Here is a 22,068-nt window from a genome sequence, read left to right as displayed (position 1 = left end):
CGTCTCTCTTACGTCCTGTTTGTTGTGCCGTTGTGGTTAAGAACATCTCGCGAGAATCGAACAAGCCTTCTTTCTCGACGGCCCGCCTGATTACCTTTCATCCGCGGTAATCCGGCCCAATCCGCGCAAATCCGCGACGAATTCCTTCACTGAGTGGCAGTGGTTCTCCGCTTGCGTTCCAGCTGCTGCACCAACTGCCCGCAGGCGGCTTCGATATCCGCGCCCATCGAGTAGCGGATGGTCGTGGTCAGCCCGGCCGCCTTTAGATGGTCGGCAAAGAGGTCGCTAACCTCGCGCGGCGAACTCTTCAGTTCGGGAGCGCCTTCGATCGGGTTGTACGGGATCAGGTTCACGTGCACGCGCAGGCCGTCGAGGTAGCGGACCAGCTCCGCGGCGTCCTCCAACGAATCGTTCACGCCCGCGAGCATCAGGTACTCGATCATCACGGTCGACGGCTGAATGGCGTTGAGCTCCACGATGGCCTGGCGAAGCTCGTCGAGCGGGTGCTTCCTGGCCAGCGGGATAATCCGCTCGCGGACCTCCTGACGGACCGAGTGCAGGCTGAGCGCCAGGTTCACGCTGGGATAACGCCGCCCGCAACGCAGCATGGCGTCGGGGATGCCCACGGTGGAAATCAAAATGCGGCTGGCCGGGTGGTTGAAGCCGCGGCCATCCGTGAGCGTATCGAGCACCTCGTACACGGCCGGCTCGTTGTGAAACGGCTCGCCCATGCCCATCAGCACGATGTTTCGTACGGTGCGGCCCTCGTCCTTGATCTGCTCGTTGGCTTGTACAATCTGATCGAGCATCTCGCCGGCCGACAGGTTGGCGAAGAAGCCCATTTTGCCGGTGGCGCAAAAATCGCAATTGGCCGCACAGCCTACCTGGCTCGAAATGCACAGCGCGGTCCGCCCCGTCCCGGCCCGCAGCAGCACCGATTCGATCCGCTGATCGCCGGCCGTGCGAAACACCAGCTTGGTGGCGCCGTCTTCGGCCGAGTCGAGCCTGACGTCGAGTGTGAGCGGGTGAAACTCCACGTGCTGGGCGAATACCTCCCGAGCGGCCGGCGGCAGTTCGTGGAGCGCCGCCTCGCGGCCAGCGAACTTCTTCCATAGCACCGTTCGCAGGCGATGCACCAGGTGGGGATCGAGCGCCAGCGCGCGCCGCAGCGATTCCACGGCAGCGGCGTCGTAAAGAGAAACGTTCTGGAGGATGGGCAGGTCGCTCATGCCAGCACTCGCTTGTTCGGCTCGCCGGCAATCTCCTGCACGTACCGCGGCACCATGTAACCGGGCAGCGTCGCGCGCAGTTGGCGAATAATCTCCAAGCCTTCGGGCACCGGCACCTCGAAGTGCCCAGCGCCGGCCACGCGGTCGAGTTGATGCAAATAGTACGGCGTGACGCCCTGTTCGACCAGCCGCTCGCACAGTTCGCGCTGAGCGGCGGTCGAGTCGTTCACGCCCCGCAGCAACACCGCCTGATTGAGCAGGGTTGCGCCGGTGGCCCGCAATCGCGCCAGCGAACTGCCCACCTGCCGGTCGAGCTCATTCGCATGATTGGCGTGCACCACGACCACCTTCGTAAGCCGCCCGGCCGCGAGCCATTGGGTCCATTGGTCGGTCACCCGCTCGGGCATCACGATCGGCAGCCGGGTATGGATGCGGAGCCGACGGACGTGCGAGATCTGCTCAATAGCCTCGGCGAGTTCCGCCAGCAGCGCATCGGCCAGCATCAGCGGGTCGCCCCCCGACAGGATGACCTCCTCCACCGAGTCGTCCGCCGCAATCGCTTCGAGTGCCGCCTTCCATTCTTTCGGGCCGGCCGAGGCTGTGTTGTACGGATAGTGGCGGCGGAAGCAGTAGCGGCAGTTCACGGCGCAGGCCCCCGTGAGCACCAGCAGCACCCGCCCATGGTACTTATGTAGCAGTCCCCGGCCCGACTCGGCTTGGCGATCCCCCACCGGGTCGGTGGTGAATCCGGGCAGCGGCAGGTGCTCGGCATCGACCGGCAGCACCTGCCTGAGCAGTGGGTCGGCGGCGTCGCCATGCCGCATACGGCCGGCATAGCTCCGCGGCACCAGCATGGGGAAATCGCGGGCCGCGGCCGCCACCTCGCGCGGCAGGCCCAGGTAGTCGCACAGCTCGTCGGGCGTGCGGAACGCACTGCGCAGGGCATCCCGCCAATCTTTGGGGTTTTGGGCATCCGGAGTGGGGCGGACAGATTGGCTGGTGGTCGCTAAAATGGTGGATTCCCTAAGGTAGGCTTAACGGGGATCGGTCTCGCCAGAAGCCCCAGCCGACGAGCTGCGACTCGCCGGAAATGGAGGCTGACCTCGTACAATACACTAAATTCGATCAACTTGAAAACGGAACCGAAGCAGTGCCAAGCACGTACAACACCAGCGACTTTCGCAAGGGCCTGAAGGTCCAGATCGATGGCGTACCATTTCTGATGGTGGAAATGAACTTCCGCAAGCCGGGCAAGGGCACCGCGCTGTATGAATGCAAGCTGAAGAACCTCATTCGCAACACCGTGGTCGACCGCACCTACCGCGCGGGTCAAACGCTCGAAGCGGCCGACGTCATGGAATTCACCGCCCAGTACCTGTACCGCCAGGCCGATGCGTTCGTATTCATGAACAACATCGACTACGAGCAATACGAACTGAGCGCCGAGCAGGTGGGCGACTTCGCCGGGTTTCTCAAAGAGGGCCTCGACTGCCAGATCATTACCTTCAACAACCAGCCGATCGGCGTGACGCCCCCCAACCACGTCATCCTGCAAGTCGAGTACGCCGAGCCCGCCGCTAAGGGCAACACGGCTACCAATGTTTCGAAGCCGGTGAAGCTGGAAACCGGCGCCGAAATCCAGGCCCCCGCGTTCATCAACACGGGCGACTGGCTCCGCGTCGACACCCGCACTTTCGAGTACATCGAGCGGACCAACGCGCCGGAATAATGCTAGAATTTAGCTCTGCTCGTCGGCAGGGCCCTATTGCTCGTTTGCGGAGCAAACGGCCACGAATCAAGATTCCAGCGCCAGCGGCGAATACCACCTAGCGTCAACCGACCTCAACCAACAGGAATACACGCATGGGATCTGGAACCATTCTGCTGATCATTGTGGGCGTCGTCATTGCGTTCGGCGTCATTGCACTGATGTACGGCATCGGCATCTATAACCGCCTGGTCACGCTGGAGAACCGCTACGAGAACGCGTTCTCGCAAATCGAAGTGCAACTGCAGCGACGGTACGACCTGATTCCCAACCTGGTCGAGACCGCCAAGGGCTACATGAAGCACGAACGCGAAACCCTCGAGGCGGTGATCTCGGCTCGTAACCAGGCCTTGGGCAGTTTGAAAGCAGCGGCCGAGCATCCTGGGGCGGCCGGCGCGATGGCCGACCTGGCCAGTGCCGAGAAGGGGCTGAGCGGCGTGTTGGGCCGACTGTTCGCCGTGGCCGAGGCCTACCCCGACCTGAAAGCGAACCAGAACATGATGCAGCTGACCGAGGAACTGACCGCCACCGAAAACAAGGTGAGCTTCGCCCGGCAGCATTACAACGACTCGGTTACCGAGTACAACACCTACCGCGAGTCGTTCCCGCCGGTGGTGTTCGCCAGCATGTTCGGCCACACGATGAACGCCGAACTGCTGCAGTTCGACTCGGCCGCCATCGCCGAGGCACCGTCCGTCTCGTTCGACTGATTTCCGGTCGAGCCGGACATTGGACAGACTAGCGCTCCAGCTCGCACCCTACGCATCCATTCCACAAATGGTTGGTAATGGCAACTGACTTCTTCGAACGGCAATCCGCGGCGCGTCGCAACACGGTTTGGCTGATCGGCATGTTCCTGCTGGCAACCTTGGGCATCGTTGTTGCCACGTTCTTTGTCACCCTGTTCGCCATGGAAGGGTACGATTCGTACGGTGGCGCGCTGGATGGCCACGGCCAGCAACGCGGGTACGAGATTCCGCTGCTGGCTGCCGGCGGAGCACTCGTTATGGTGGTGGGCGGTACGCTGTTCAAGGTTTTTGAACTTCGCAGCGGCGGTGGCTCAGGTGTCGCCAGCCGGCTGGGTGGCCGTCGGCTTCACCCCAACGAGTCGGGCCTCGCCGAGCGAAAGCTGCTGAACGTGGTGGAGGAAATGGCCATCGCCTCGGGCGTGCCGGTGCCGCCAGTATTCCTGATGGAGGAGCCCGGTATCAACGCCTTTGCCGCCGGCTACACACCGAGCGACGCCGTGGTGGGGGTAACCCGTGGGGCCATCGAGCAACTCTCGCGCGAACAACTGCAAGGCGTGATCGCCCACGAGTTCAGCCACATCCTCAACGGCGACATGAAGATGAGCATCCGCCTCATCGGCATCCTGCATGGCATTCTGCTGCTGGGGCTCACTGGACAATTGCTCCTGCGGTCAACGTTCTTCAGCGGCCGCAGTAGAAGCGACCGCGGCAAAGGAAGCGCCGTATTGGTGGTACTGGCCATTGGCCTGGCGCTGATGGTGCTGGGGTTCATCGGCACATTTATCGGCGGCCTGATGAAGGCGGCCGTCTCGCGTCAGCGCGAGTACCTGGCCGACGCCTCGGCGGTGCAGTTTACCCGCAATCCGGATGGTATTGGTGGCGCACTGAAGCGCATTGGCGCCGCGGCGAACGGTTCGAAACTCAAGACACCAGCCGCCAACGAAGCCAGCCACATGTTCTTCGCCCAAGGCGTGTTCGAGGGATTCAGCGGCCTGATGGCCACCCACCCGCCGCTGCCCAAACGCATCCTGGCGATCGAACCCACCTGGGATGGAAAGTACCCCGAACCGATCGCCAGCGTGGCAGCAAGCGGCGCCGCGGCCTCGAGCGCCGGCGTGGCGGGCGTCTCTTCGCTGGCGGGTGATACTCCGGCCGTAACGGCGGACACCAGCGATATCGTCGACCTGGGCATTGTGGACGATGCCGTCGAACAGGTGGGCGAACCTCAGGAAATTCATCGCCAGCACGCGGCCAAGGTCATCGCCGAACTGCCCGCGGCCGTCCGCGACGCGGCCCGCGAACCCCACGAAGCCCGCGCCGTGGTGTACTGCCTGCTGCTCGACAGCCGCCGCGAAGTGCGGGAGAAGCAGATCGCCGCACTGCGACAAACGGCCGATCCTGCGGTACTGCACGCCGCCAGCAAGTTGCAGCGCGATGTCGCCAATATCGAGCCCCGTGGCAGGCTGCCACTTGTGGACATGTGCATTCCGGCCCTGCGCTCGATGTCAGCTTCGCAATTCGACGTATTCACCAAGTGCGTGCACGCGCTGGTGGCCGCCGATGAAAACCTGGGGCTGTTCGAGTGGACACTCGGCCGCATCATCGAGCGGCACCTCGAGCCAGAGTACCGCAGTCAGCGTCGCGTGGTCACGCTGTACTATGGCTTGCAGCGTCTGGGCGACGAATGCTCGATGCTGCTGGCCACGCTCGCCCACGTGGGTCACAACGACCAGCAAGCCGAGCAGGCGTTTCGCACGGCCGAGCCGATGCTGCCCAACGTGAAGCTCACCTGGCTGCCCCGCAATCAGTGCAGCCTTGCCAAGTTGAAGGACGCCCTCGACACCCTTTCGCGCGTTGCCGAACGGCAGCGCGGCCTGGTGCTCGACGCCAGCGCCGAAGTGATCTGCGCCGACGGCGAAGTGAAGGTGGCCGAGGCCGAGTTGCTCCGCGGCATTGCCGATTTGCTCGACTGTCCGGTACCACCGTTGATCGCTGGCCAGCCGGTGAACCCCGCCCCCGCGTTCTGGGGAGCGAAGGACGCATGACCAGCGCGATATTGAAGCGACGCGCCGAACTGCTGGCCAACGTGCGGCAGTTTTTCAGCGACCGAGGCTTCACCGAAGTCGCCACACCGCGCGTCGACGTGGAGATCATTCCCGAACTGCACATCGACCCTTTCGAGGCCCCGGGGTTGGGCTACCTGCAAGCTTCGCCCGAGATGCACATGAAGCGGCTGCTGTGTGCGGGGAGCGGGCCGATCTTCGAAATCGCCCAATGCTTCCGCCGGGGCGAGCGCGGCAAGCTGCACCGGCCCGAGTTCACCATGATCGAATGGTACCGCCCCGGCGACGACATGCAGGCGGGCATGGGCCTGCTGGACGAGCTGCTGCAGCAAATGCTCGGGACACCAACCGCAACACGCACTTCGTACCGCGAAGCGTTCCAGCGCAGCGTGGGCATCGATCCCCACACTGCTCCGCTCGAACAATTGCAAAAGAAAGCTGGCGAAGTGCTCGACGATCGCGACGAGCTGCTGAATCTGCTGCTGGCCAGGCACGTGGAACCGGCGTTGGGCTCGGGCGCGCCCGAGCTGCTTTATCACTACCCCGCCAGCCAATCGGCGCTGGCCGCGACGACAATCGACGAGCAGGCCGTGCAAGTAGCCGAGCGGTTCGAGCTGTACCACGGGGGTGTCGAACTGGCGAACGGCTACCACGAACTCACCGACCCGGTGGAACTGCGCGAACGGCTGGCCATCGCCAACGAAGGCCGCACCGAGTTCGGCCGCCCTACCCTGCCGCTGCCCGAAATGCTGCTGGCCGCAATGACCGACCCCGGCATGCCTCCCTGCGCTGGCGTGGCCCTGGGCTTCGACCGCCTGTTGATGCTGGCCGTGGGGGCGGAGTCGATTGATGAGGTGGTGATTTAACTATCAACCACAGAGCGCACTGAGAACGCGGAGTTCGTAGGCCGTAACAAGCTCCGCGCAGTTACGGCAGCTTTTCAGCCATGGATGAACACTGATGGGCACGGATTTTTGAAGAAAAGCAACGAATGAGAGCAGCCCCGAAGGGGCGAAATATGATAGCCTGGGGCAAGCGCCGGCGAGGTACGAGCCAAGTGCCGCCCCAGGTTGACGCGAGTATTTGGTAGTGGTCGAGAGAGAAGCAATCCACCAGCCGGCGTGTGACCGAGACCGCAACCGGGCCGTGCTTTACCCGATAGAGGTTTACAGTCCATCGAAGGGCGATTCGATGTCGATTCCGTGCACCTGGTCCTGGTCATCAAAATAGACATTCGCCCAGCCCTGTGCCCACCAGATGTCATAGGTCCAGGTCCATTCATCGCCGTTTGGCCTTTCTTGAGGCGGACCACACAGCTCGAGCACTTGCTCGCGGGTCATGGCGTACTCCAGATTCCGGACTGCATGATCGTGGAGAATCTCCCGCACAATGAGGCTAAACACAATCGCCACAACCAACGGAACGACGAAGACCAGAGTTCGTAAACGGTAACGCAAGCCGAATCTCCGTCTTGTTCATTCACCAGAAAATCCAGGGTAGCGTTTGGGCTCGTACCTCGCCCGCACGCAACCCTGGGCTACGATGTCGGAACCCCTTAGGGGTAGGTTTGGTTGGTCAACTCGCAATGAATCGCAGCGTAGATCTTTCGGTCGCTTAGGCTCCCTCAGGATGACACAAAGGGCTCACTGAATCCTTCGTCGCTAATCCTCACCGCTCGTCGATAAATCGGCGGCCTTTGCCTTCGAACCTGGGGAGCGACATCGGCTCGACCAGCTTGACTTCGATCGACAGGCCTAGCTGCTTTTGCAGTTCGGCGGCGATGCGGTCGGTTTCTTCCAGGCGGTCTTCCACTTCGATCAGCACGCTGTCCATCTGGCCCCGTTTGCGGGCCGTGAGGCGGTACTCGACCACTTCGGGGAAGCTGCGCAGGATCTGCTCGATGCTGGTGGGGTAAATGTTCACACCGCGGATGACCATCATGTCGTCGTTGCGGCCGAGCACGCCCCCTTCGAGCAGCACAAAGTTGTTCCCCCCGCTGACGTTCCACCGCGGCCGCACCAGGTCGCCAGTACGATAGCGTATGAGCGGCGCGCCGACGCGGCCCAAGGTGGTGAGAATCAGGTGCGACAGTTCGCCGTCGACGGCCGGCTCGCCCGTGTCGACACTGATGAATTCGGCAATGCACAAGTTCTCGGTGATATGCAATCCACGGGCTGCAAGGTCGCCGTACCCCCAGGCGCCGATCTCGCTCGCGCCCGAGTGGTCGGTCAACTTGGCGTGCCAGGTGCTTTCGATGCGGTCTCGAATCGAAGGTATCGAACCGCCCGGCTCACCGGCGACCACGATCTTTTTGACCGGCAGATGCTTGAGGTCGATCTGATTCTTCTCGGCCACCTCGGCCAGGTGCAGTGCGTAAGTGGGCGTGCAGAACAGGGCCGTCGTTTGCAGCCGCTCCATCACGTCGATCCGCTGCAGCGTACTCATTCCACCGCCGGGGGCGACGAGCGTGCCACGGGCGACCAGCGAATCGAACGCCGTCCAGAAGCCGATGAACGGTCCGAACGAGAAGGCCAGCATCGCCCGATCGTCGGCGGTGATCCCAGCCGAGTCGAGCACGTACTGCCAACCTTCGAGCCACCACTCCCAGTCTTCGGCCGTGTCGAACACCGGCAGCGGCCGCCCCCGCGTGCCGGAAGTTTGGTGGAATCGAACGTAGGCCTCTAGCGGGTAGGTGAGATTCTTTGGCTGGGGTGGTTGCTCGCTGGTGGGAAGCAGTTCGTCCTTCACGGTGAAGGGAAGCTGCGCGAGTTCTGCCAGGCTCTCCAACTGCTGGGGCGAGCCGGCCAGTTTCTGGGCGTAGAACTCGTTGGCGGGCAGGATGCGCTGGAGCAGCGCGTTGAACCGGTCGAGTTGGAACGCTTCGAGGGCCGGGCGATCGAGCGATTCGAGTTGGCGACGCTGTTCGGGGGTCGTGATAGAACTGGGAGTCGTCATGAAACCTGATTTGCTGTTGTGCTCCGAGGCAAGCGTCCTGCCGCCTCGCTTTTATTCTGCCAAGCAAAACAATTGCGACGCCGTGCGAATAAACAAACGCCCATCGGCCACCGCCGGGGTGGCCTGGGTACCTTCGCCCAGATCGGTGCGGCCGAGGACCTCGAACTCGCGGCCGGCCGACAACATGATGGCTTCGCCATCCATCGAGACGCACAACAGGCGGTCGCCAAGCAGGATGGGCGAGCAATAGTATCTGGCCCCCAGTCGCTTGGTCCACAGCGGTTTACCGGTGGCAAGCTCCACGCAGCTGATCGTCCCCCGGTCGTGAACCAAGAATAACAAATCGCCCGCGACAATGCCGGTTGGGACGTAAGGGACATTTTTTGTCAGCGTGTAAGCCGGCTGCACCTGCCCGTCGTCGGTCGCACGCAGCGCGACCATCTGTTTACCGTTGCCTCCGCTGCCACACGCGGCGAGCACCAGGTCGCCCGCCACGATGGGCGAACTGACCGTCCGCGCCGGCAGGGTGTCGGCCTGTTGCCACAACGTTTCTCCGTTGGCCGCGTCGACAGCCGTCACACCGCCGCTGGTGCTGCTGAACACGACGGCCTTGCGATCGTCGGCCAGCGGAAGGGTGGTCGGCGTCGAGTAGGCTTCGCTGCCCGAAGCATCGCGGGTGGCTCGCCACCGCTCGTCGCCGGTCTCAGCATCGAGCGCCACGACGTAGCCCGACTTCGGGTTGTCGCCCTGCAGGCAGACCAGCCCATCGACCACGATGGGCGAGGCCGCGAAACCATGGTGGCTAGTAAACTCGCCCAGATCGGCGCGCCACGCTTTGTCGCCCTGGTGGGTGTAAGCCACCAAGGTAACGTTGCCGGGCTGGTAGAACGTCACGTAGACGTGCCGCTCGTCGACGGCCGGTGTCGTCGAGGCGATCGTATTCAGCGTGTGCATATCGTAGGACGCAACGTCGTGCGTTTTGCTCCAAACCCGTTGGCCCGTGGCGACGTCCAACGCGTGGAGGTACAGTTCGCCCAACTGGGTGTCGCCACTGGTCAGATAGACATGATCTCGCCACACGACGGGCGAACCGTGTCCCACGCCGGGCAAGTTGGCCCGCCACGCGAAGTCGTCCTCGGTCCAACTATCCGGGACATCGAGCGGCGGGGCGATGCCCGCGCCGTTGGGTCCACGGAAGCGTGTCCACTCGTCGGCCATCGCCGGCGTAACACACACGATGGCGAGGAATAAGGCTAGGGCGTGATGCATGGGGTTCTGCTCTCCCTGGCAAGCGAGTCGTGGACGGATGGCAATTTGCCGCCGCCAACAGAGTACCGCTGAGTTACCGCTCGATCTTGTACTGCTCGATCTTACGATACAGGGTTGCGCGGCCAATGCCAAGCAACTTGGCGGCATCGGGTACGTTGTCGCCGGTCCGCTGCAGCGCCTCGATAATCAGTTTGCGCTCCCATTGGTCGATGGCCAGCGTATCGAGACTGTCGCCACCGGTGTCGCGGAGCGCCAAGTCGGAAGGCTCGATCGCGTCCCCCTCGGCCATGACCACGGCGCTGTCCATCACATTGCGAAGCTGCCGGACATTGCCCGGCCACCGATAGGCAAGCAACTTGTTGAGCGCCGCTTCGCTCAATTCGAGTCCCGGCCGTCCATGTTCGCGGCGGAAATGGGCCAGGAAGTGATTAGTCAGCAGCTGGATGTCACCTTCGCGGTCGCGCAGTGGCGGCAGGTAGAGCTCGAACACGCTGAGGCGGTAGAACAGGTCTTCACGAAACTTGCCTTCACCCACGTAGGTCTGCAAATCGCGATTCGTGGCCGCCACGACGCGTACGTCGACGGTCACCTCCTTGGTAGCGCCAACCGGCAGGAATGGATGGCCTTCGAGAATTCGCAGCAACTTGGCCTGGCCCTCGAGCGTCAGTTCGCCCACTTCGTCCAGGAACAGGGTGCCGAGGTCGGCCTGTTGAAAGAAGCCCTGATGGTCGCGGTCGGCACCGGTGAAGGCCCCCGCCTTGTGACCGAAGAGCTGGCTCTCCATCAGGTCGGCGGGAATTGCCGCGCAGTTGACGCTGACCATCGGCTGATCGGCGCGGCTGCTGGCGCGATGGATGGCGCGGGCTACCAATTCCTTGCCAGCACCGCTTTCGCCACGCACCAGCACACAACCGCCGGCGCGGCTCACGCGCTGGATCTTGTTCTTCAGCGTCAGCATGGGTTTGCTGTCGCCCAGGAGTTCCTCGGTACCAGCAGACCTTTCGAACAAGCGCTGGTAATCCTTCTGCAGACTGATTAATTCGCGTGCACGCACTAGAGCAATAGCTACCAGGTTGGCAACCGTAATAATGAAGTCGAAATCGGACTGCCGGAAACGGCCATCTTCGAGGTATACGTGCACGGCCCCCAGAATGTTTCGCTCTTTGCCTTCCTGCCGTTTGATCAAGGGAGCACAGATAGCATCGGCAAAGTGGTCGACGCTCGAATCCTCGTCCGCCTGATTGGCCACCCACACGGCGTGCCCGCGATTGCTGACCAGTTGGGTGAGATTGGGACTGAGCGTGACCTGCTCGGCCGCATCGGCCGGCAGCACCGATTTGGGCTTCAGCGTGCCGTCGTCGCTCATCCATAAGAAGCCGACGACCGACGCCTTGGTGCGCGAACGCAACAGCTCCAGCGAGGTGTCGACCACTCGATTGGGATCGCTGCACCCCAGCAGCTTGATGCACAGTTGGTAGAGCAGCATCAGTTCCTTGACCTGCTCGGCGTCGGGCAGTCCGGCGAGCGAATCCCGGTTGTGCGCCTGCGCCTCGATGTTAATGTCCTGCACGATGGTCTGGCGGAACGAAGTGCCGGTCTCCGAGCCCGCCGTTGGTGGATCCTCCGAGACCTGAAACTCGAGTTCCGAATCACCCAGTCGCACGATGTTGCCGGAGGCCAGAATCGCCTCGTCAACCTTTTGCCCGTTCACGAAGGTGCCGTTGCGGCTCTGCGCGTCGCGTAGCAGCCAACCATCCTCGCACCACACCAGCCGCGCGTGGACGCGCGAACAAAGGGCGTCGACCAGTGCCACCTGGCAGTCGGTCCCCCGCCCCAAGAGCGTCTCGTGCGCGGCATCGAGAGGGTAGTTCGTACCGGCCTTTTCACCGGAAAGCAGCGTCAAATATGCGTACACGTCGATCAAAATCCCACGCGCGAGTCCGTGCCCAATTCCTCATTATCACCCGAATCCCTGGGGAATGCTACACCGATGCGGAAATCGCCACCCGGTCTGGCGTTGCTGGAGTTTCGCCGGCCGGGCGATTACAATCGGCACTCGACCCACCGTCGCGACTCGACTGCCCACCAAGGTCGCGGCTTAGCGCCATCCGCCTTCTTTCTCCCCCCGAGATTCACCATCATGACCCTACCGCGCCATCTCCACCTGTTGCTGTTGGCTTGCTGCCTGTTGGCCGCCCCCCTTGCCCGCGCTGCGGATGAAAAAGAGGGTAAAAAAGAGGACGATAAGCCGCAGCCTCCCGTCGTGACCGAGCACGAGACCACCATTGGCGGCGAGACCTTCAAGTACACGGCCACGGCCGGCAAGATGCAGATGAAGGACGACAGCGGCAAGGTCAAGGCCGAGATCTTCTCGATCGCCTACACCCGCAACGACACCGACGTTGCCAAGCGGCCAATCACCTTCTGCTTCAATGGCGGCCCCGGTTCGGCCAGCGTGTGGTTGCACATGGGCATGCTAGGCCCGCAGCGGGTGCGTGTGCCGGACGATGCCTCGACGCCGGTGCCCCCTTACACCACCGAGCACAACCCCTACTCGCTGCTGGATGTGACCGACCTGGTGTTCATCGACCCGGTGAGCACCGGCTATAGCCGCCCCGCCGAAGGGGAGGACACCAAGCAGTTCCATGGCTACGAGGAAGACCTCAAGAGCGTGGGCCAGTTCATCCACGACTTTGTCACCAAGCACGAGCGTTGGACGTCGCCCAAGTTCGTGCTGGGCGAGAGCTACGGCGGTGTCCGCTCCGCTGGTCTCAGCGGTACGCTGCAGGATCACTACAGCATGTATCTCAACGGCATCGTGATGATCTCGCCGGTGGTCGACTTCTCGACCATTCGTTTTGCGGACAACAACGATCTGCCATACGTGTTGTTCCTGCCCAGCTATACGGCCACGGCCTGGTACCACGGCAAGCTCAGCAAGGAGTTGCAGGAAAAGTCGCTCGAGGAAGTGGTCGCCGAGTCGGAAAAGTTCGCCTACGGACTCTACTCCCGGGCCATGCTCATGGGGAGCTCACTGCCCAAGAAGCAGATGGACAAAGCGGTGAAGCGTTTTGCGGAACTCACGAGTCTGGACGAAAAGTACGTCCGCAACTCGAACCTGCGGGTGCCGATGTGGCGGTTTGGTCGCGAGTTGTTGCGCGACGAAGGCTACACCGTGGGCCGGTTCGACAGTCGCTTCAAAGGCGTCGATCGCGATAACGTCAGCGAGCGTTACGATTACGATGCCGCCGACGCGGCCATTACCGGTGTGTTTGGCGCCGGCATGAACGACTACCTGCGCCGCGTGCTGAAGTACGAAGACGAGCGGAAGTATATCCTGGGTGGTGGGGTCCGACGTTGGAACTACGGCAGCTTCGAGAATCGCTACGTCGACGCCAGTGAAACGCTCCGTTCGGAGATGAGCAAGAACCCGCACCTCAAACTGTTCGTCGCCTGTGGCTATTACGATCTGGCTACGCCGCAGTTCGCGTTCCGCTACACGAAGGACCATCTGATGCTGGTTCCCGAGTACCTGGATCGTGTCCAGGTCGAAAAGTACGAAGCGGGACACATGATGTACATTCTGGACCCCGCGGCGAAGAAGCTGCGCGAAGACCTGATCGAATGGTACGACTCGGCCACTCCCTAAGAGCGCTACGAATCGTCGAACCGACTTCGTAAATCGCCCACCGCGGCGAATATTTCGCACGGATTTGTGCGTTCCGGCACACTGCCGGAGCGTCGAATCTCGACTTACGCGCGAAAAGCGCGCGGCACTCGATTTGCACGCTGTAGCCTGACACATCTCCTTACAGAAAGGAGCAACGGTCATGGCCAGCGAACAAGTGAGATATGTGTTAAAAGGCACCCGTAGCATTCACGAACGTGCTGCCAGGTACTTTGCCCACCTGGCAATGCGGTGCAAACAACAGCGGGCGAAAATGTTGCTCGATTACCTCGCGGGACACGAGCGACACCTGGCGGACGCCATCCTTCAGGCGGAGGCTGGCGCCAGCGAGAAGGTGCTCAGCACCTGGGTCACCACTACGGTACCCGTGGCCCATTTGATCGATCAGATGGACTGGGACGAGGCGCATAACGCGTACGCGTCGTGCGACGAACTCGTTGAAAAGGGCCTCGATATCGCCAACCAGGTGATCGAGGTGTACGAGGAGCTATCCCGCCGCGCCGAACCGGCCTGGCTGCAAGAGCTGTTCCTGCAGTTACTCGACATGGAGCAACAGGAAGAGAAGCTGATGGCCAAGCAAACGCTGCGGGGGATGGATTTGTAGCCGTTGGATCCCCGCGAAACGAAGCCCAAACCTATGCAGACTCCTCCGTCCCGACGATCTCGCAACCACAGCGGTCGCAGATCCCGGGATCGTATAGGGTAGCTCCGCACGCAGAACACTCCCAGGCGACCGTTTCAGTCACACCGCTTACCTTGCCGCCATATGGCAACCTCGCCTGGTGCTTGAGCAGACGAATGATCTCGGCCAGGCTGCGGAACAACAGCCAAGCAATAATCGCCTCGATAACAATACTCACCGTATTGACGAACCCGCGTTCACGGTCCTGCAGGACCACAAAGCCGGCAGCGCTGCCCAGTACGAGCAGCCCCCAGGCGGCGATGTCCAGCTTTCCTTCGAGTCCCCCATGCATGGAGGACCGCTCGGCGCGTCGCTTCTTCGCTGTCTCGGCCAAAGCTATCCCCCTTGTCCAAATACATGAAAAACCGCAGGCGAGCGTAGCACAGCGGCGGGGGTGCAACAAGCAGCGAGCACACGTGGCGACACGGACTACCATCGCGACAGGAGCATTTCCTGCGGCATCGAGAATGGATGAGCATGATGGTCGGTCATGCTCTCAGGCCGAGATGGTCGCTGCACGAGTTGTAAAAATTTCGCTGTAGCTATCGCCCGGCGATTTGATCTAATGTCACTTGGCGAGCCGTGCGCGGTGGGCTGCAGGCAGAATCACCGATGGGGGTTTTGTCGCACCTGCGGCAAACCGTGCGCAACAACTCCTTCCGCTGAGGGTGCCGCGAGATGAAAAAAGCTCGTAAAACACAGCCTGAGACGCCCACTGCACGCCCTGGCCGGGAGGGAGTTTTGCCGCAGTGAATCGTTTCGCCGCGTTGCTGCGGCAAAACTCTCGCCTGCGACAAAACTCGCCGCCACGTACTCATCCGATTTCCCAGGTTCCCCCCGTCTATCCGAGTCCATGGATTCCAACAGTTCCAAGAAGACCGATCCTCATGCCCGGCCGAAGCCGCGGTCGTTCTATGCACCGAATCCGAACTCGCTGGTCATCGGTCTGGTGCAGCGCGGGATTAGTGGCAGCATCCGACGCAAACTGCGAGTCACGCACGTGGAAATCTCGGACGACGACCTCGCCAGGCTCAAGGGACTGCAAGGCAAACGCTGCCTGCTGACGCCCAGCCATTCAGGCGGCTGGGAACCTCACATCATGATGTGCTTGTCGACCATGCTGGACGACTACTTCTACTTCGTCGCGGCGCTCGAAGTGTTCGAGCAGTCGGCGGTGAACCGTTGGGTGATGCCCCGCCTGGGTTGCTATTCGATTCTCCGCGGCACCGTCGATCGTGCTTCGTTCAGCATGACGCGGAAGATCCTGGCCGAGGGCAAGCGGTGGCTGGTCATCTTCCCCGAAGGCGAAGCCGTGGGGCAGAACGGCATGTTGGTGCCGTTTCAGCAGGGAGTCTTTCAGCTTGCTTTCAAGGGACTGGACGACGCTCGAGAAACCAATCCCCAGGCGGAATTGTACTGCGTACCGATCGCCATCAAGTACATCTACGAGCAGGACATGACCAGCGAGATGAAACAATCGCTGACGCGCGTCGAACAGCGGTTGTCGCTCGGCGACGACGGCTGCCCCGCGGATCTTCACGCCCGGCTGCGGCGCGTCTGCGAGGCGGTGCTCGCGGCCAACGAGAAGGCACGGGGCGTCAAACCGCCTGCCGACAGCACCATGGACGATCGGATTCAACACATCAAGCAGCAGACGATCGAGAAGCTGGAATACCAGTTCGACATCAATCCGCAAATGAAACAGATGCCGCTCGACCGGATTCGCACGTTGTTCAACGCCGTGGACCGCATTGTGCTCGACGAGCCGCCCACCTCGACCTACGAACAGCAACTGCACACCGAGCGGGTCCGCATGGCTCGGGCGACCTACGACGAACTGTGGCGGCTGTTGAAATTCGTGGCCGTGTACGATGGCTACGTGACCGAATCGCTGACGGTCGAACGGTTCATGGACATCCTGGCGCTGCTGGAGTACGAGGTACTCGGCATCCGCCGGGTATGGGGTCCGCGCAAGGCGATGGTGCGCGTGGGCGATTCCGTGAATCTGGCCGATCGCTGGGACGACTACTCCGCCGACCGCCGCGCGACGACTGCCTCGGTGACGGCCGATCTGGAAAACCAAGTGCGCGACATGCTCACCGCAATCGGCCGCGCGAATGAAACCGCCATGGACGTTGACGGTAGCTTGGGCGAGAAGATCGGCCAAGCGAGCGACGAAGGAAGCGGATTGGGCGTTGGATAACCTCAAGGTGCGGAGGCCATGAGCGTTCCCTCGCCATGGCCTCCACTGGTGTGCCCGACTCGTTTCCTTGCAGAAGTCTCGGCTTCCCTACCCCTCTTGGTAAACTTGCCCCACATGCGTAGTTACATTTACCAAGCCCGCCCGCGTGTCATCCAGCCGAATCGGACGAACGATCGTTATACTTCAAAATGCCCTTTGGTCTCAACGAGCTATCGAAAAAACGCGAATCGCTATCGCATTCAGATCGAGTGGCTTGGGAAGCCGTCGATCGCGTTAAGATCCGTCTCGAAATACGGCAGAAAAGTTGTCGGACCTCTTGTCCGCACAAACAGCGATGGCGCAATCACTGGAGACAAAAGTAATTTAGCCAACCTCGATTTGGCAATACCAGAATCCGCACCTCGCTGTCTATTTCCTGCGCTTGTGCTTGCACGGTGTAGCGCATTCTCCACCAACTCTATAGCTGTTAAGGAGCCCTCCGGTTGAGTCACGGCGACTTGCTGATAGCCCGCATGACAAGCAAACCATTCCAGACGAACTTAGACGGAATCCATTCTTTTGATTCAAGAAATGCGACTCATTCGCCGGAGCCGGTTGTGACGATTAAGTTAACCGTGGCTATTCCATAGAGTTAAGCGGCGGCCGGAACACGGAGGCTGACTGCTCGACTGCTTTTGAATCGTGGAGGGGGAAATGAGGGGGGATTTTGCAGGCGGCCAGCATGGCTGGACCGTCCTTGGGGGATTGTTGCCGGTGCTGTTTCTGAGCATTGCCTGCAGCGCAAGCAGTCAAGATTTTGTCTACATCAGCGACCAGGAAGACTGCTGCGCACCGATCATCGGCGAGTCGTCGCTGACGGGTTGGGCCGGACAGGGCCGACTGTGGCTCAACGCCGACTACTTGTCTTGGCAACTCAGCGGAACCGACCTGCCACCGCTGGTTACCGCCAGCCCGGCGGGCACGCCCGTATCGAACGCTGGTGTGCTGGGCGATCCCACCACACAGATCCTCTCGGGCAACGCCGAGGTAAACAATGGTTGGCGGAGCGGATTCCGCCTGCAAGGCGGTTATTGGCTGGATGCCTGCCAGACGTGGGCCATTACCGGCGAGTACTTCGACGTCGGCAGCGACGACTATCGCTTCGCCCAGGGTTCCGATCCCACCCTGATCATCACGCGGCCGTTCTACAATACCGAGCTGGATACCGAGGATACCGAGTTGGTGTACTTGGATGGTGAGCTCGATGGAGATGTTCGTGTCTCGGCGTCGGATGAGTTTCGCGGTGCCTACTTAGGGCTACAACGATGCCTGCGCCGCTGCTGCGATCCCTGTTGTGGTCCCAGTTGGAATCTCGACTTGGTGGGCGGCTATCGCTACTACCAATACAACTCGCAACTGGCGATTACCGAGGACCTGACCGTGCTACCAGGAACTAGCACCCCACTAGTGCCGGGCACGACCATTGATCTGAGCGATGGCTTCCGCTCGCGCAACGAATTCCACGGCGGCGAGATCGGCCTGAAGGGACGCCTCACGCAATCGTACGTCTGGCTCGAGGGGCTGGCCGCCGTGGCCGTAGGTGGCCATCATCGCAGCGTCTCGGTCAACGGTTCCACGACCAACACCGTACCGGCGGTGGGCACTTCTACCGCAGCCGGCGGGCTGCTGACCTCCGAGGTGACGAACATCGGCCACTACAGCGATACACGGGCCGCGGTGATCCCGAACTTCCGACTCGCCCTGGGTTGTCAGTTGACGCAGCGCGTGAGTGGACACTTTGGCTACAACGTGATTGTGTGGGACGACGTTGTGATGGCCGCCCATCACCTGCCGCCTGGGTTGGAAGTCGATCCACGGAACCTGCCGCCCGTTCAAGCGGGAGGTGGTCCGGAACCGGAGTTTCCCGGTTTGCGCGGCTCGACACTGGTCGCCCACGGCATCGACCTAGGCCTGGAATTCACGTACTAGCGATGCGTCCGCCTGGCGGACCTGTTCAGCGCTGCTGGCGCCGGCTAATTATCAATCCCCCCCAGCCCGCCAGCAGTGCCATTACAACGGCCGACGGTTCGGGAACTCGCTGCGCCGGTTGCATGGGCGGTGCGGTGCCAAACAGGTATCGTTTTGACACGTACTCCGGAAGCAAACCCCGCTCGCCAAAGTTGTAGTAATTGCCCATCACGTTGTCGGTGATGCGAATACCCTCGAACGCATCAGCGGCCACCACGCCCGGGTCGACCCCTTGGGAGACGGGCTGCCCCTGGAAGGTGGTCAGCGCGCCAAGCGTATCGAGCCCGTCCACAAACTCCACGGGCTGCACCTGGCGCAGGGAATAATCGCCCGCGGCCAAGTTGCTGAACACGTAACGTCCGTGCTCGTCGGTCTGAGTGATCGCCACGAGCGACTCGCCTGACGAGGAAAGTTCAAACAGTTGGACTTCGGCGCCAGCAATAATCCACTCGGGATCGGGTTCGTCATCAAAGGCCAGCAAGCCATCGTTGTTGCGATCGATGTAAACCCAACCCGACAGCATGCTGTTGCCGGAAGATGTTATAGTAGCGGCCGAGGTGGACGACACGCACGTGGCACAGGTGATGAACCACGCACACGCACGCCACCACCCGCCGAAGCGATGTAGGAACATGGTAGAACCGGTAAAGAATCAGTAACGGAAAGAAGGATGAACCAATGCATCCGAACGAGCGGCGCACGCCGTCGTCAGTCGCGTGAGATTTGGTTCATTAGTTCCGTCCGGTTCTCCTACTGAAAAATCTGGCTGGACGCCGGCGCTCGTTGAGCGCCATGCACCGCACCAAGTTTCACTATAATCCGCGGTCGCCGTACCGCCAGAAGAAAAACACCAATTCGCTTGCCAACCAACATCATTATTACAATCCGTACAGGCATGTATTGATACCATCAACTACATGACGTCGCCGCACTTCTCGCGCTGGAGGTTGTCTTATGGAAAAAACACTAGACGTTATCGCCTGTGGTTCGTGCGTGGTCGACGTGTTGGTGCGGCCCGTGGCGCTCGACGTTCCGATCGGTGGCGGACAGTTAGTCCGCACCGAGCCGCTACGGCTGACGACCGGTGGCATCGTGTCGAACGCCGGCATCACGCTTGCGCGTTTGGGAATGCGTACCGCGGCGTTTACTTACCGTGGCAACGATGAGTGGGCCGATGTCATTCAAGCGCGATACCAGGCCGAGGGCATCGACACCAGCCACCTGATGGCTCACCCCAGTGCTCCCACCAGCACCACGGCCGTGTTGATTGACCCGGCCGGCGAGCGGAGCTTCCTGCATGCCGTGGGTGCGCCGAAGTTGCTCGACAAGCAGGTGTTCCTGTCGCAGTTGGACTACTTCGCGCAAAGTCGCTTTATGCTGCTGGGCTACTTCTCGCTGCTGCCCAATCTGCACGACGACCTGCCCGAAGTGCTGGCCGCCATTCGCGCCGTGGGGTGCATGACGGCTCTCGATGCCGCGGGGACCGGAGGCACTTTCGACGAACTGTCGCCCGTCCTGCCCCAAGTGGACGTGTACGTCCCCAGCTATAAGGAAGCGAGCCACCAAACCGGACTCTCCGACCCGGCGGAGATGATTGCGAAGTTTCGTTCGGCCGGCGCGCCCGGTGTTGTCGGTGTGAAACTCGGCGCGCAGGGAGCACTGGTCAGCGACGCCGATGGACGCTTGATCGAAGTACCGCCGGTCCCACCGCCCGGGCCTGTGGTCGACACCACCGGTGCGGGCGACTCGTTCATCGGTGGGCTACTGTGCGGTCTGCTGCGTGAGATGCCACTTGCCGAGGCAGGTCGGCTGGCCGCCGCCTGCGGCGCGCGGTGCGTCACGGCGTTGGGCGCCACGACCGCGGTGGGCGACTTCGCTTCTACTGCGGCACTAGCCGGGCTGAACGCGTAACGGCTATTCGGAACCGGCGTCGTTTTTTGCTTCGCGGTACAGACCGAATTCGCTGATGGCCGGACAAATGGGTCCGCTGAGACGGACGCGGACCTTCGTGGTTTCGATGTCGTCACCCCGCCATAGTCGCCGGCTGCCAATCGACTCGCCTTTGGCGAATTCCTGCCAGGACCCGTCGTCCCAACGATCGATGGCCCACGATCGTACGCGCTGCCCCAGCGGCAGGTATTCCCGCAAATCGACCACATTCAAACGCACCGCCGAGGGAAACTCGACCGTGAAGCTCGCCTCGCTCGCGTTGTCGTCGGTCGCCCAATAGGTATCCCGGTTGCCGTCCACCAGGTTCTGTGCAGCAAAGTCTTGGCTCTCGCCCCGGGTGTTCGAGGCGGTGAGGGTGCCCTGCTCCGCCAGGTTCGTGTCAAACAGTGCATCGAGTCGCTTGCGAAACTCGGTCAGCGACGCCTGATCGTTTTCATGAATCTGACCGCGGCGATCGGGTGGCAGGTTCAACAGCAGCGAAGCGCCGCGTCCGACCGACACAAAGTAGAGATCCATCAAGTTGTCGGGCGAGCGAACCTGGTCGTCCTGCGAAGCATGGTAGAACCAGCCAGGGCGAATCGACACATCGGCCTCGCCTGGTAACCAGAGTTCGCCGTCGGCATGGCCCGTGGTTCCTTCGCGAGACTTCGTCGTGCCGGGCGCCGGTTTCTTCTCGCCTTCGTTGGCATGCGGTGTATAAGTCGCCCAGCAGGGGTCGCCAGCGATGCCGCGTTCGTTGCCAATCCAGCGTACATCGGGACCAGCGTCGGAGAAGATCATCGCCTCGGGCTGCAAGCGGCGCACGATGTCGATGGTGTTGTCCCAGTCGTAGTAGGTGGAGCGGTCGATCTTGCGAGTCTCTCGCGCCCCGCCGTAGTACCCGTCGCCCCCGTTGGCACCATCGAGCCAGAACTCGAACACGGGACCGTACTCGGTCAGCAGTTCCTCCAATTGATTGCGATAGTACTCCACGTACTCGGGCTTGCCATACGCGGCGTGGTTACGGTCCCAGGGCGACAAGTAGACGCCGAAGGCGATGCCTTGCGCCTTGCAGGCATCGGAAATCGCTCGCACCACGTCGCCTTGACCATCCTGCCAGGTGCTGTTTCGCACCGAGTGCTCGGTGTACTTGCTCGGCCAGAGACAGAAACCATCGTGATGTTTGCAGGTGAGGATCAGCCCCTTCATGCCGGCTGACTTCGCCACGCCGACGATCTGCTCGGCGTCGAAGTCGGTGGGGTTGAACACGTCGGGACTTTCGTCGCCGTAGCCCCACTCTTTGTCGGTAAATGTGTTGGTCGTGAAATGAAGGAAGCCGTAGAACTCCATGTCATGCCACTTCAGTTGCCGCTCGCTGGGCGTTGGGCCGTAAGGCTCGGGAGCTCCCGCAGGCTCCGCTGCCAACGTTGACTTGCAGGACAAGCATGTCAGGAAAAGCGCGGCTGCCAACACAATTGTCTGTCGCAGGTAATTCATCATGGTGGGGTGCCAGTTCGAAAAAAGGG

At 61.7% G+C, this 22,068-nt stretch carries 18 protein-coding genes; 9 read left to right on the top strand and 9 right to left on the bottom strand.

Annotated features, from left to right (window positions below):
* Positions 1-146 precede the first annotated feature (146 nt).
* Positions 147-1,229, bottom strand: a complete 1,083-nt coding sequence (gene rlmN / locus NG895_RS21445; RefSeq protein WP_252854585.1) for a 23S rRNA (adenine(2503)-C(2))-methyltransferase RlmN — start codon at positions 1,227-1,229, stop codon at positions 147-149.
* On the bottom strand, positions 1,226-2,242 hold the full coding sequence (gene epmB, locus NG895_RS21440; RefSeq protein ID WP_341871474.1) for an EF-P beta-lysylation protein EpmB: 1,017 nt from the start codon (positions 2,240-2,242) through the stop codon (positions 1,226-1,228). The genes rlmN and epmB overlap by 4 nt, the downstream gene beginning before the upstream one ends.
* 137 nt (positions 2,243-2,379) lie before the next feature.
* Here epmB and efp point away from each other — a divergent pair, with 137 nt between their 5' ends.
* The 4 genes from efp to epmA all read left to right on the top strand — a co-directional run bounded on the left by efp (position 2,380) and on the right by epmA (position 6,675).
* Positions 2,380-2,958 carry an elongation factor P gene (gene efp, locus NG895_RS21435; RefSeq protein WP_252854584.1) on the top strand — a complete coding sequence of 193 codons (579 nt, stop codon included), beginning with the start codon at positions 2,380-2,382 and terminating at the stop codon, positions 2,956-2,958.
* 134 nt (positions 2,959-3,092) lie between these two features.
* Positions 3,093-3,707, top strand: a complete 615-nt coding sequence (locus NG895_RS21430; protein WP_252854583.1) for a LemA family protein — start codon at positions 3,093-3,095, stop codon at positions 3,705-3,707.
* Positions 3,708-3,784: 77 nt separating this feature from the next.
* A complete protein-coding gene (locus tag NG895_RS21425; protein ID WP_252854582.1) occupies positions 3,785-5,791 on the top strand; it encodes a M48 family metallopeptidase in 2,007 nt (668 codons plus the stop codon).
* On the top strand, positions 5,788-6,675 hold the full coding sequence (epmA, locus tag NG895_RS21420) for an EF-P lysine aminoacylase EpmA (RefSeq protein WP_252854581.1): 888 nt from the start codon (positions 5,788-5,790) through the stop codon (positions 6,673-6,675). Before NG895_RS21425 ends, epmA begins: the two co-directional genes overlap by 4 nt.
* Positions 6,676-6,975: 300 nt before the next feature.
* On the opposite strand, the gene NG895_RS21415 is transcribed toward epmA, so the two are convergent.
* The 4 genes from NG895_RS21415 to NG895_RS21400 form a co-directional block, all read right to left on the bottom strand.
* Positions 6,976-7,266, bottom strand: a complete 291-nt coding sequence (locus NG895_RS21415; RefSeq protein WP_252854580.1) for a hypothetical protein — start codon at positions 7,264-7,266, stop codon at positions 6,976-6,978.
* Between the two features lie 211 nt (positions 7,267-7,477).
* Positions 7,478-8,764, bottom strand: a complete 1,287-nt coding sequence (locus NG895_RS21410) for a phenylacetate--CoA ligase family protein (protein WP_252854579.1) — start codon at positions 8,762-8,764, stop codon at positions 7,478-7,480.
* Positions 8,765-8,815: 51 nt separating this feature from the next.
* Positions 8,816-10,033: a PQQ-like beta-propeller repeat protein gene (locus NG895_RS21405; RefSeq protein ID WP_252854578.1), complete on the bottom strand. Its 1,218-nt coding sequence runs from the start codon at positions 10,031-10,033 to the stop codon at positions 8,816-8,818.
* A gap of 73 nt (positions 10,034-10,106) precedes the next feature.
* Entirely contained in the window at positions 10,107-11,948 is a 1,842-nt protein-coding gene (locus NG895_RS21400; protein WP_252854577.1) for a sigma 54-interacting transcriptional regulator, read from the bottom strand.
* A 225-nt stretch (positions 11,949-12,173) separates the two neighbouring features.
* Between NG895_RS21400 and NG895_RS21395 the strand changes: the two genes are divergently transcribed.
* Both NG895_RS21395 and NG895_RS21390 read left to right on the top strand, forming a co-directional pair.
* Positions 12,174-13,682: a S10 family peptidase gene (locus NG895_RS21395; protein WP_252854576.1), complete on the top strand. Its 1,509-nt coding sequence runs from the start codon at positions 12,174-12,176 to the stop codon at positions 13,680-13,682.
* A 181-nt stretch (positions 13,683-13,863) separates the two neighbouring features.
* Entirely contained in the window at positions 13,864-14,325 is a 462-nt protein-coding gene (locus tag NG895_RS21390; RefSeq protein WP_252854575.1) for a ferritin family protein, read from the top strand.
* Between the two features lie 31 nt (positions 14,326-14,356).
* On the opposite strand, the gene NG895_RS21385 is transcribed toward NG895_RS21390, so the two are convergent.
* The gene (locus NG895_RS21385) at positions 14,357-14,737 is read right to left on the bottom strand and encodes a hypothetical protein (RefSeq protein WP_252854574.1); all 381 of its coding nucleotides are present in this window, start codon (positions 14,735-14,737) and stop codon (positions 14,357-14,359) included.
* A gap of 519 nt (positions 14,738-15,256) precedes the next feature.
* Between NG895_RS21385 and NG895_RS21380 the strand changes: the two genes are divergently transcribed.
* Positions 15,257-16,606, top strand: a complete 1,350-nt coding sequence (locus tag NG895_RS21380; protein WP_252854573.1) for a 1-acyl-sn-glycerol-3-phosphate acyltransferase — start codon at positions 15,257-15,259, stop codon at positions 16,604-16,606.
* 693 nt (positions 16,607-17,299) lie between these two features.
* Complete coding sequence (locus NG895_RS21375) at positions 17,300-18,574, top strand: BBP7 family outer membrane beta-barrel protein (RefSeq protein WP_252854572.1); 1,275 nt, start codon at positions 17,300-17,302, stop codon at positions 18,572-18,574.
* A 25-nt stretch (positions 18,575-18,599) separates the two neighbouring features.
* Here the strand turns inward: NG895_RS21375 and NG895_RS21370 are convergent, their stop codons facing one another.
* The gene (locus NG895_RS21370; protein ID WP_252854571.1) at positions 18,600-19,247 is read right to left on the bottom strand and encodes an SdrD B-like domain-containing protein; all 648 of its coding nucleotides are present in this window, start codon (positions 19,245-19,247) and stop codon (positions 18,600-18,602) included.
* A gap of 320 nt (positions 19,248-19,567) precedes the next feature.
* On the opposite strand from NG895_RS21370, the gene NG895_RS21365 reads away from it, so the two are divergent.
* Complete coding sequence (locus tag NG895_RS21365; RefSeq protein ID WP_252854570.1) at positions 19,568-20,524, top strand: carbohydrate kinase family protein; 957 nt, start codon at positions 19,568-19,570, stop codon at positions 20,522-20,524.
* Positions 20,525-20,527: 3 nt separating this feature from the next.
* Here NG895_RS21365 and NG895_RS21360 read toward each other — a convergent pair whose 3' ends face one another.
* Positions 20,528-22,042 (bottom strand): alpha-L-fucosidase, encoded by a 1,515-nt coding sequence (locus tag NG895_RS21360; RefSeq protein WP_252854569.1) that lies wholly within the window; start codon positions 22,040-22,042, stop codon positions 20,528-20,530.
* Between the last annotated feature and the right edge of the window lie 26 nt (positions 22,043-22,068).

The organism is Aeoliella straminimaris (genome assembly GCF_024054565.1).
GTDB classification, from domain to species: domain Bacteria; phylum Planctomycetota; class Planctomycetia; order Pirellulales; family Lacipirellulaceae; genus Aeoliella; species Aeoliella straminimaris.
Note: the sequence above shows the minus strand (reverse complement) of the source record. Positions and strands in the feature narration are given on the sequence as shown.

Coding starts and splice junctions, on each gene's coding strand:
- NG895_RS21430 (WP_252854583.1), top strand. CDS start 3,093: ATGGGATCTGGAACCATTCTGCTGATCATTGTGGGCGTCGTCATTGCG.
- NG895_RS21405 (WP_252854578.1), bottom strand. CDS start 10,033: ATGCATCACGCCCTAGCCTTATTCCTCGCCATCGTGTGTGTTACGCCG.
- NG895_RS21360 (WP_252854569.1), bottom strand. CDS start 22,042: ATGATGAATTACCTGCGACAGACAATTGTGTTGGCAGCCGCGCTTTTC.
- NG895_RS21375 (WP_252854572.1), top strand. CDS start 17,300: ATGAGGGGGGATTTTGCAGGCGGCCAGCATGGCTGGACCGTCCTTGGG.
- NG895_RS21370 (WP_252854571.1), bottom strand. CDS start 19,247: ATGTTCCTACATCGCTTCGGCGGGTGGTGGCGTGCGTGTGCGTGGTTC.
- NG895_RS21395 (WP_252854576.1), top strand. CDS start 12,174: ATGACCCTACCGCGCCATCTCCACCTGTTGCTGTTGGCTTGCTGCCTG.
- NG895_RS21410 (WP_252854579.1), bottom strand. CDS start 8,764: ATGACGACTCCCAGTTCTATCACGACCCCCGAACAGCGTCGCCAACTC.
- NG895_RS21365 (WP_252854570.1), top strand. CDS start 19,568: ATGGAAAAAACACTAGACGTTATCGCCTGTGGTTCGTGCGTGGTCGAC.
- NG895_RS21390 (WP_252854575.1), top strand. CDS start 13,864: ATGGCCAGCGAACAAGTGAGATATGTGTTAAAAGGCACCCGTAGCATT.
- NG895_RS21380 (WP_252854573.1), top strand. CDS start 15,257: ATGGATTCCAACAGTTCCAAGAAGACCGATCCTCATGCCCGGCCGAAG.
- epmA (WP_252854581.1), top strand. CDS start 5,788: ATGACCAGCGCGATATTGAAGCGACGCGCCGAACTGCTGGCCAACGTG.
- rlmN (WP_252854585.1), bottom strand. CDS start 1,229: ATGAGCGACCTGCCCATCCTCCAGAACGTTTCTCTTTACGACGCCGCT.
- NG895_RS21425 (WP_252854582.1), top strand. CDS start 3,785: ATGGCAACTGACTTCTTCGAACGGCAATCCGCGGCGCGTCGCAACACG.